Raw genomic sequence first — 10,300 nt, 5'->3', positions numbered from 1 at the left:
GACCCAGCGGACGGGCTCGTGTTCTTCGCGCAGACGGCCACCGCTTCACGATCACCGCTTAGGGCCCGCTAGCGTCCACTTGCAGTGGGGCAGAATCCGGCCAGGAGCGGAAGTTTGTGCCAGCCCACTAAACGCCGTTTGGCCGCACGCGTATGAGTGCTGTATCGTTTCGCAGAGCACATCATGAAACTTCTCAGCTTCGACCTTTCCAGAGACACGCCTGCGCCGATTGCCTCTCCAAATCTCGCGGACCTTCATCGGCTGTGGGACAGCCACGAGAGGTTCCACTTGAACATGGGCAAATCCTACGTGGCAACGTGGCCGCTGATTCGGGTTGATATCAAAGACGACCGTGAGCGGCCCCGAGGCCTCGCTGACTTCATGTCCACAGTCCCGTTCCGGATTGCCTCCGTTCGGCTCGTGAACGTATTGAGGGAGTTTGAATGCGAGTGCGAGTACCTGCCCCTTCAAGTGCGCTATCGCTCGGAGCAGCTCGTAGGGCGCTACTTTGCACTCAACGCTCAGAGAATTTTGAACAGTGCCATCGACCGCGAGCACTCAGTCATCGGGTTCTACGACGAGGAACTCGGTATGGCAGAGGACATTGACGAGCTAGTGCTCAAGGAAGGAGCGATTGGTGACGCGCCGCTTGCCTATTTGGCCGAGATTGGGCGCTTTGCTGTCAGTGATGAACTCGCCGACGCGCTCATGAACACCGGGCTGGTCGGGCTTCAGACTATTGGTCCAGATTTGTTCCCGACGCGCATAGGGGAGTGATTTCGCGCTCTAAGACTGGCGGCGAACGCCCGCTCCGGAGCGCATCAAATGTCTCTTCAGGGCCCGTTAGCGTCCCCCACGTCAGCGCTACGATGGCGTAATCGGGAGTTGTTTATGTCGCCTATAGCCTTCAGTAGCTTTGCGCAGAGAGGTGTCGTTTTCGGAGTGCTGCTTGCGGCATCTGGGGCGTTCGCATTTGCACAGGAGATACGTGAGCACGTTGAATTTTTACGGCTGCAAACTGACAAGTTGTCGCCACGCGAATGGCCAAATGCCGAGTACGTAGTTCGAACCCAGCAACAGTGGGATGAGATCTGGGCGATGGGCAAATTAGAACCCAATCCGCGGGATGCTGAGAGCATAGGCGCACCGAAGGTCGACTTCAGTCAATTCACTCTCGTTGGCGTTTCACGCGGAAAGCAGAGTCATGGGTGTACGAGCCTAAATATCAAATTTGTAATCCGACGCGGAAAACGAATTGATGTGCACTTCACCGACCCTGAGAACGCGAGACGAACCTACGGAGCGATGACGGTCTGCCCTGCGGTGGTTACCTATCTGAACGACTGGGTTTTGATACCGCGTACGCCCCGGCACTCGGTGATCAGATTCGTCGATAGCCAATCGATGCGCTAGAAGCTGCCCCGCAAAGCTGTAGCAAGATCTGCACCGCCCCTGGCGGCATGTCAGCGTCGCCTTTGGGCCCGCTAGCGTCCCTCGCCGTCGGGCAGAATTCGGCCAGGAGCCGTCGCTGATGGAATCAATCAACAGACATTCAACGTTGAATCTGAGCCGCGAGCGGCGGTTTGCCGACGCGAGTCGGCTCGAGCGACTGGTTAGGTTTCTGGTGGCGCATAGATTGCAATTTCGCTTAGCCACCAGTTCAGGCAGTCTCCCAACTCAGCGGCGGTAGCTATGACATGAGAAGCCTGGATAGTCGTTTGCTCAGATTCTTTGTCCAGCGCCTCTAGCTCAAGTGAGCCATCTTCCCAAAGAGTTGCCCTGCCGAGGAGGCCATTTCCATCGATTTCAACGTACCTGGCCTTCTTCTCATTCCCAAGCGTAGGAGTGATCGAAACGACAAATCGCTCGGCGGCGAAAATCTTGGACTTTCCGTCCTTCTAGGTCTGCAGATGGTCGAGCAGGCTCATAAAGAAACCTAACGTGATGTAGACCGCACCATTATCAGTAATAACTGCTTTGAGTTTTGTACCTAAAAGACAGCTTCGGGCCCGCTAGCGCCCCTCACCGTGCAGCAGAATCCGGCCAGAAGCAGTCGATGGCAGTAGTTGAAAGCAGGCACTCAACGTTTGGCTCAAGCGGATTACTGAAAGTAGAGGTTAGGCTGAATGCTTGCGCTCCTGACGCCACATGAAAATGGTGTAGCAGCTCGAAATAATGGTAATGAGTGGAGCCCAACTGTTAAACGGCAGGCGAAGAGCGGGTATCGCGATGAGAATTGCTATATAGCCTGCTGCGAGCATGAAATTGGCTAGAGCGAACGTTCGCACGAGTGCCTTTGAATTCCGCAGCGGCTTGCCTGAGAGTGACTTCACGAGGCGCTCGTCTCGTCGGACTCCAAGTCGATAGCTTCTCCACAAGAGCCATAGCGCTACAACCGCGAGTAGAAGATAGAGAAACACGGGCAGCATCCGAACTACGCCCGGTGGCGCAAGTAAGAGGAGATACGTCCCGGCCAGAACGAATGGGAGAGAAACTAGAGTCCACCGGAACGTTTTGCGAGCACGCTCTTGATCTGCGGGCGGTTGTTGCTTGAATTCCTTCGAGGACAGGACCAGTCTTGTCACGAGAAATGCAAATGCATAGACGCCCAGCGCGATGAGTACAAATGATGAGAGGGTTGGCATGACAGTTCCGATGCGGCCTAAGGAATGAAAGCGACCGCCCCGTCCCAAGTGAACCGCGCACTTGCGGGATAAGAGATCCACAGGCCACGATTGAAACTCAGATCTCTTATCAACTCACTTGTTTGCTGGAAGGGGAGGGCCATGAATTCCATTGTCACCATCGCAATCGGTCCGGCAAAGAATTTCTTTGCCGTGCATGGTGTTGTCTCCAAAGGATCACCGGCACTTTTGTGTGGCAGTGTGCCCGTGCCAAGCTAAGCGAACTCATCGCCGCGCCGTCGACATTGTCGTTGACATGGAAGCGTGCACTGGTGAACGGCAGCTTCGCGGTAGGGTTGCCAAGGCCCGCTCAGGGCCCGCTAGCGTCCCTCGCCGTGGGGCAGAATCCGGCCAAAACCGGACCTTCGACGTCGACCTCCCGCTTCTAGTAGGTGAACTGTACCGAGTACCTCCAGTCCCCGTTTTCCTCCTGGCTGACGGAGTACGACGCGGAGCGCCAGATGGTCCCGCGCTCACGGAAAAGGTCCGCGAGCGCGTAGAGGCTCGCATAGATTTCCTCGGTAGGGCTAACAGGCTCTGGCTGCCCGTCAGGCGACGTGATGACGATGGTCATCCGCTCATGCGAGCATTCCTGTTTCCTGTCGGCGACAAGGCTAGCTGCCCTCCACCATTCCGGGGTCGCCGCAATCAGGGCATTCGCTACCGCTGCGTCCAGCGGCGCTTGTCTTTCAAGCCATTCGTCCATCTATGATTCCAATGAGCCGTGTCGGCCCGGAAGGTAACATGCAACAGGCTCCAGCCGGCCAGAAGCAGACAGTCACGCTAAGGTGAATCGAGCTTCTGACGCTTGCCGAATTGCATCAATTCCCTGTGCTGGTAGGCGAAGACCCAATCGAGACTTTCTGACCAGACGGTGAGGTCATCACTGGCGGGATAACAGAACGAATCCCAGTAGTGCGCGAATATTCCCCAGGTTGTCGAAATCGCAGTCCTTGGCCCCCAAGAAAGGAAGATGCGTGTCTCCTTATCGTCATGGCAAGTTAACAGCCAATTCGTAGCGTGAATGGGGTCGATGTCGCTGGTTTCTAGGCACTTGATCGAGAACAGGCTCTGATTCAGGCCATCTGTTCCATTGAAGGCTAGAGATTGTTCAAATAGTGCATCCGACAATGCAAATTCCAGCGGCTCGATTCGTAAAAGAACGTCAAGCGGGATTGGTGTGTACTTTTCGTCCGTCCAACGCCAAGCGAGGGGGAAATCCTTTAGGGACATGACGTGAGAAGTTCTTTCTAGGATGAGTGATGGAGCTTAACCAGTCCCGCAGAGGCAGGTTTGGGAAGCTATCAAGGACGGCTGTGGGCCCAAAGCCGCCTCGGAAAAAGTCGTGGAGCAACAGACCCTCACTTCGCAACGCAGCCTCCCTCAAGGCGTCCCATCATCGTAAACATCGCAGTCAAACCCCTGCAACACGGCCAGCGCAGGCAACGCAAAGCGCTTCTCCTGGCTGGTCTTGAGCCGTCCCTTGACCCGTTCAGAAGTGATGAACTTGCCGCTCAGGTAGTTGACGCTGCTGCGGCCACCTTCCTTGCCAGAGGTCCAGACGGTCTCCTTGCCGATCAGCTCAAAGTCGCCGCGCTGTGGGTTGAAACGGAACTGCAGTGTGGTGTGGCCCGACGCGTTGTCTTCTGCCTTGTCCACCGCAGTGACCAACAGCGATGAGCCCTTGGCCTCCAGGTTGAAGAACTTCTGGGCCCGGCAGTAACTGGCAGAGGCAGACAGTGGCGCGTACTGGCCGCCCGGCTTGCCTGCCAGAACCACCAGGCGGATTTCCATGGGCCGGTCCGAAGGGCCATTGACTTCATTGAGAAGCAAGGCGATGTCTAGCACGCCGTCACCGTTCCAGTCGCCGGTGGTGGAAGTCCACTCCACGAACGTCCGCTGTGGAAACAGGGCTGCGATCGCTGCATCGGGGTGGGCAAAGGCCGGGGTTTGGGCGAGTGCGCAATTGGTGGCTGCGGCCAGGACGACGGCGAAGGCGAAGGCCAGGATGTTGTGAACGCGTGGCATGGAATACCTCTTGTTGGCGCTGAATCGTAGCTGCGTCGCAGGCATGGTGTGTCAATCTTGGCGGCTTGGCTGTCGCAACAGCGCCCCCAGCACCAGCGCCTCGGCCACCACTTCCAGCCCTTCTTCCAGCGTGCCCAGCAGGGCGGGCAGCTCGGGCAGGCGGGGCCAGTGCGCTTGCACTTCGGGCCATTGGTCCACACCTATCGCCAGCCAGCCCACCGCCAGGCCCGCCCACAGCAGCGCGCGGGTGCCGGGGTGCCACAAGGCGTGGTGCAGCCAAGCCATGGTGAGCAGGCCCACCACCGCCACGGCGAGTATGGGGGCTTCGCGCACGGGGGCCCAGCGGCAGGCGTCCGTCCATTCATGGCAGCGGAACTTCCACAGCTCGTGCAGCATGAACTGCTCGTCCAGCGCCAGTACAAAAAACGCAAGCGCCAGCCAGGCACCCAGCCGCCGGGGCAAGGCGCGGTCCCCCACCATCCGCAGGGTCGTGATGCTGAGCGCCAGCAGCAGAGCACTCGACAGCCACGACACCGGCGAGCCGTCCGAGCGGAAGGCGCGCTCCCACTGCGGCGCATACATCCAGCCACTGAACAGCAGGAAGCCCAGCACGGCCGTCAGCAGTGCGGGCGCAACCCCGGTGTGGGGCGTGGGGCGGCAATCAACAAGGCGCGAGCGGGCGGTGGTGTGCGGGGGCATGGCGGGGAGGTGGCCGCACGCTGAGAGGCAGCGCGGCGGGCGGTGGAACCGGATTGTGGGCAAAAAGTGCCGGTAGCGCTGGACTTTATTGCACCTTTTGCTATGTAGTTGATAGCTGATGCGGGCGACAGGTTTGCCCGCACCATGGCCTGTTCACGCTGGACGAATCACTACAGAATCGGGCATCCATTCCCCAGGCAACCCGGCATGACCCTCCCGATCGATCCGTCCCGCACGGCATTGCCGCCCGTGGCCCAGTTTCTGGCCGAGGCGGCGCTGCAGCGGCAGACGGCGTTGCTGGGGCTGGACAAGCCCAAAGCCGCCACACCCCCGGTACCCGCTGCACCCTCGCCGTTACCCACTGCAGACCCCAGCGCACCGCCGCCCTCGGTCACCTCACCCAGCCCGCCCGGCGGGCCGCTGCCTACACCGGCGGACCAGGCCAGCATCTCGCCCCGGGCGCGCGAACAGTTGGCGGCGGGCTTCGACCCGCGCAGGGCGGGCGGGGCCGATGGCCGCTTGCAGGGCGCAAGGGGCGAAGGCACTGCGCGGGCCGCACCACCAGGGTCGTCGGCGCTGCCGCGTGGCGCAACCATGGCGGCGCAGCCCAATGCGGCAACCTCCGCTGCCTCCGCCACAAGTGGCACGGCCTGGCCCGCGTCGGGCCTCAACGCACCGTTGCTGCGGATGGTGAGTGCCCTGGTCGCACAGGTCACCGCCCAGGCCGGAGTGCCGCAGCGCGTGGTGGCCGCGCAGCCCTGGCCCATCGGCATGGCGCAGGCGCTGGAGAGCGGCGCGCTGGATGCCGACCAGCCGCCGCTGCAAACCTGGCTGGTGCGCCAGGGCGTGGTGGCGACCCCCGAGGGGCCGCGCGGGCTGGCGCTCACCCTGCGTGCCCCGGTGCCGTGGCTGGCGGCCCAGGCGTCATCTGCCGCTGCGGGCGCGGCGGCGGCGCAAGTCGGCGCAAGCCTGGGCGCGGGCGCCAGCGCTGCGGGCGGCGCGCTGCAGGTGCCTTTTGCGGGCGGCGGCCAGGCGTTGCAATCGGGGGTCATGGCCTTGGTGTTGCAGGGCATGGATGCTGCCGCGCCGCGCACCAGCGCGCTGCTGGTGCTGGACCTGCAACCGCAACTGGCTGCCACCGTGTATGGCCGCGACATGCTGCAGCAGGCCACAGTGCGCCTGGACCCCTGGACCCAGATGGCCGTGCTGCATGCCAGCGGCCAGGTGCCGCGCGAGGACGCGCGGGCGCGCAACGGGGATTCGGGCCTGTGCGAGACCGTGGGCTGCCCGTATGCAGCGCGCGCAGAGTGTGCGCAGCCCTTCTGTCTGGCGCTGCGCGGCGTGTTGCCGCCCGAACCGGTCGGGCCAGCGCCGTCTGCCTGAGGGCGCTCCCGGATGTTCTCTAACGACTGTGTGCGAAGTCGTGCCCACCACCGGGCAGGGTGCGTGAGGGCTCCCACGCAGGGCGGGTGGTGTGTTCGCTCTGGCGTACAGGGGTTGCGGCCACTGCTGCCGCACTGGCCGTCTCCGCCGGGGCGGCAGCGCCCACGCTGCGCACCAGGTCTGCATGGCGGGCGCGGGTGATGGGGTAGGCCATCAGCAGCGGGATGGCCAGCACCAGGCACAGCGCCGGCAGCAGGCCCGTCATGGCCGTGATGCCTTGCAGCGCCTGGGCAGACTGGGCCACGTTGGGCACATAACCGGTCAGCTCCAGCATGCCGGCCACCAGCACCGTGGCCAGGGTGCGAGCCAGCTTGTCGACCAGGCCATACAGGCCGTAGTACATGCCGGTCTGCCGCTCGCCCGCTTGCATGTGGCCGTGGTCGATGGTGTCGGGCACCATGGCAAACGGCACGATCCAGTGCGCGCCCATGCCAATGCCCACCACCACCAGGATGCCCGTCACCAGGGCCTGCTGGCCTGGGCCCACCCCGTACAGCGCCACCAGCCCCGCACAGCAGAACACCAGCCCGAGGATGTAGGCCCGGTTTTTCTCCCAGCGGTCCACCACGCGCTTCCACACGAACAGCGAGACACCTACCACCGCGAGCAGGATGCCCATGAAGCGTGGCAAATCGCCCTTGTCGCCCTGCAGCTGGTAGATGACGAAATAAGCGAGCGAGGCCTGCACCAGCGTGAGGCCCAGCCGCACCAGCCCGGCTGCGCTCACCAGCATCACAAACGGGCGGTTGCGCAGCGTGGCCAGCAGGGTGCTGCGTACCGATGTCCAGCCGGGTGTGGCTGCTGGAGGGTTTGGTGCGGCAGGCGATAAGTCGCCGGTGGTGGCGGGTTCGCGCACGCGCCAGGCCACCACGGCGACGGCCACCCCGGCGGCCAGCCCGAAACAGGCGCCGGCCAGTGCGTAGCCCGTGCGTGCATCGGGCGCGGCCCGCACCAGCAGGGGCATGAACACGCTGCCCGCAAAAAACCCCAGCAGGGCACCCATGGATGCAAAAGCCGTGAGGCTGGTGCGCTCGTCGTAGTCCTGCGTCATGTTGGCGGCCATGGCCTGGTAGGGCAGCTGTACCAGCGTCATCACGGTGTCGAACAAGGTGTAGGTGACGGCGATCCACACAAACGCTGCCCAGGGGCTCAGGCCTGGCGGCACCATCCACACGGCGGCAGCCACCACCGCCAGGGGCAGGGCGCCGTAGATCAGGTACACGCGGTGGCGGCCGTGGCGCGAGCGCGTGCGGTCGGTCAGCCAGCCAAACAGCGGGTCGTTGATGGTGTCCCACACCTTCCCCACCAGCAGCGCCGCACCGGCCACGGCCGGAGGCACCAGGGCCACATCGGTGTAGAAGATCATGAGCAGGAAGCTCATGGCCGCAATCAGCATCTGCAGGCCGACGTTGCCCACGGCGTAGCCGAGCTTGGTGCCCAGGCTCAGCCGGATGTGTGGGGTGTACTGCATGTTCATGGGGGCTGTCATGGGTGCGCGGATGCCATTGCTTCGGCCTGGGGAGCAGTCGCCTTCGAGCTCGCCACAGGCTCTGCGCGCGCCGTGTGCGCCGCGCTGCTGCGCGGCGGCATGGCCTCCAGCATCAGGCGCACCTCGCGCCGCAGCATCTTGTTGAGGAAGCTGCGCGGAATCTCGGTGACCAGGCGCACATCGTCGGGCCGCATCTCGGGCGGCAGGTGTTGCACCAGAAACTCTGCCAGATCGTGCTCCAGGGCCTGGGTGCCCCGGTCGTTGCGCCAGCTTTGCCGCAGGCTGGCCACCAGCACGGCGGCGGTGCCATGCTGCACCAGGCAGGCCTCCTTGACGGCCGGGTGGCAGTGCGCCACTTCCTCGATCTCGCGCGGGTTGAGTGCCTGGCCGTGGCGCACCACGCGGTCGGCGCTGCGGCCCAGCACGTGCAGATAGCCCGCAGCATCGAAATAGCCCAGGTCGCCCATCACCACCCAGCCGTCGCGCAGGGTCTCGCTGGTCTTTTCCGGGTCCAGCCAGTAGCCATCAAACCGCACCGGCGTCTGCACGGTGATCAGGCCCATCTGGCCCAGCGGCAGCGGCGCAAACTGCTCGTCGCGGATGACCACGTCCACGCCCGGCATCACGCGGCCCACGGTGGAGAGGATGTCGTTACCCAGCGGGTTGCCTTGCGCGTCCACATGCTCGTGGGGCAGCAGCCAGGTGATGGGGGGCAGGGCCTCCAGGCAGCCGTAGCCCTGCTGGAAGATGGGCCCGAAGCGGCGGATGGCCTCGGCGATCTTGGGCGCGGGCATCATCTCCGAGCCGTAGGGCACATGGGTCAGCGACGACAGGTCGTACTGGCCCAGCGTGGGCTCGTCCAGCAGGTCGATGATGGCCGAGGGCGACAGGAAAGCGCGCGACACGCGGTGCTTCTGGATCAGCCCGGCCAGCGTGGTGGCGCGAAAGTCCTCGGGCATCACCAGCGCCGCACCCGCCAGCAGCGTGGGCAGCACCAGGCCCGAGCCCGGGCCGGTGAGCGGCAGGCCCAGCATGTTCAAGTCCGGCCCGTTGGCGGGCGGCTTGAAGTCGATGGCGCGCGAGATCAGGCGCACGCTGTCCAGGTACTTGCGGTTGCTGTAGCCGATGGACTTGGGCAGGCCCGTGGTGCCCGAGGTCATGTGCAGCGCGAACACATCGTCCTCGTGCACATCGGCCGTTCCCGCAGAGGGGGTCTGCTGCGCCAGGGCGCGCTCGTATTCATCCCCCAGCGCCAGCACGCGCAAGCCGGGCAGCTGCTCGCGCACGGCCTGCAGGATGGGCGCGCTCAGCAGCGGGTCGTGGATGAACACCGTGGGCTTGACGCGGCCCATGGTCGTGAGCGCCGCATCGGCCGGCAGGTGCTTGTGAAAGCTGGCAAAGATGGTGCCGTTCTCGAACGTGGCCAGCCGGGTTTCGTACTGCTCACCGGTTTCGGGCAGCCAGGTGAAGACCACGTCGCCCTTCTTCACGCCCTGGGCCTGCATCCATGCCTGCAGGCGGTATACGCGGTCTTGCAGCTGCGCGTAGGTGAGGGTGCCGCGCCGGTCGATGAGCGCAGGTTTGTGGGGGTGCAGGCGATACGCCAGGCGGGCCACGGAGCGCGCGGTGCGCAGGCGGCTGAGCAGAAAGCGCGCCAGCAGGCTGCGCAGGGATGGAAGGGCCACCGGAATCTCCCGAAGACGGCGTGAATGCGAAGTCCAGGCAGTTTTTCACGCAAGGTCCGGGGCAAAGATCACCATTTGTATGTGTACGTATCTTTTGGTTTCTGCGGCTGCTGCGCGGTCGTTTTGGGCTCTTGAACGGCTGGCGCATGGCATGGTCGCGTCGCCACGGCGCAACAGCCGCCGGGGGTTGGGCGGGGTGAGGGCAAAGAAAAACCGCCAGGGCTGGATCGCAGCGGCTGGCGGTGGTCTGACGGCCTGCCCCGGGTAAGGGG

Annotated in this window: 8 protein-coding genes; 2 read left to right on the top strand and 6 right to left on the bottom strand. The window is 63.6% G+C overall.

Annotated features, from left to right (window positions below):
* Nucleotides 1-183 precede the first annotated feature (183 nt).
* Nucleotides 184-777 carry a hypothetical protein gene (locus DBR23_RS29090; protein ID WP_108500355.1) on the top strand — a complete coding sequence of 198 codons (594 nt, stop codon included), beginning with the start codon at nt 184-186 and terminating at the stop codon, nt 775-777.
* Nucleotides 778-3,069: 2,292 nt separating this feature from the next.
* On the opposite strand, the gene DBR23_RS29085 is transcribed toward DBR23_RS29090, so the two are convergent.
* The 4 genes from DBR23_RS29085 to DBR23_RS29070 form a co-directional block, all read right to left on the bottom strand.
* Complete coding sequence (locus DBR23_RS29085) at nt 3,070-3,390, bottom strand: hypothetical protein (RefSeq protein WP_108500354.1); 321 nt, start codon at nt 3,388-3,390, stop codon at nt 3,070-3,072.
* A gap of 77 nt (nt 3,391-3,467) precedes the next feature.
* The gene (locus DBR23_RS29080) at nt 3,468-3,917 is read right to left on the bottom strand and encodes a hypothetical protein (RefSeq protein WP_108500353.1); all 450 of its coding nucleotides are present in this window, start codon (nt 3,915-3,917) and stop codon (nt 3,468-3,470) included.
* Nucleotides 3,918-4,067: 150 nt separating this feature from the next.
* A complete protein-coding gene (locus tag DBR23_RS29075; protein ID WP_108500352.1) occupies nt 4,068-4,712 on the bottom strand; it encodes a hypothetical protein in 645 nt (214 codons plus the stop codon).
* A 51-nt stretch (nt 4,713-4,763) separates the two neighbouring features.
* Nucleotides 4,764-5,411, bottom strand: coding sequence for a hypothetical protein (locus DBR23_RS29070; protein ID WP_108500351.1), 648 nt, complete (start codon nt 5,409-5,411; stop codon nt 4,764-4,766).
* 207 nt (nt 5,412-5,618) lie between these two features.
* On the opposite strand from DBR23_RS29070, the gene DBR23_RS29065 reads away from it, so the two are divergent.
* On the top strand, nt 5,619-6,794 hold the full coding sequence (locus tag DBR23_RS29065; protein WP_108500350.1) for a hypothetical protein: 1,176 nt from the start codon (nt 5,619-5,621) through the stop codon (nt 6,792-6,794).
* Nucleotides 6,795-6,813: 19 nt separating this feature from the next.
* Here DBR23_RS29065 and DBR23_RS29060 read toward each other — a convergent pair whose 3' ends face one another.
* Complete coding sequence (locus tag DBR23_RS29060; protein WP_233250815.1) at nt 6,814-8,343, bottom strand: MFS transporter; 1,530 nt, start codon at nt 8,341-8,343, stop codon at nt 6,814-6,816.
* Nucleotides 8,340-10,028: a class I adenylate-forming enzyme family protein gene (locus DBR23_RS29055; protein ID WP_108500348.1), complete on the bottom strand. Its 1,689-nt coding sequence runs from the start codon at nt 10,026-10,028 to the stop codon at nt 8,340-8,342. Before DBR23_RS29055 ends, DBR23_RS29060 begins: the two co-directional genes overlap by 4 nt.
* Nucleotides 10,029-10,300 lie beyond the last annotated feature (272 nt).

Origin of the sequence: Acidovorax sp. HMWF018 (assembly GCF_003061035.1) — a bacterium.
Classification (GTDB): Bacteria; Pseudomonadota; Gammaproteobacteria; order Burkholderiales; family Burkholderiaceae_C; genus Acidovorax; species Acidovorax delafieldii.
This window is presented reverse-complemented; position numbering and strand designations above follow the sequence as displayed.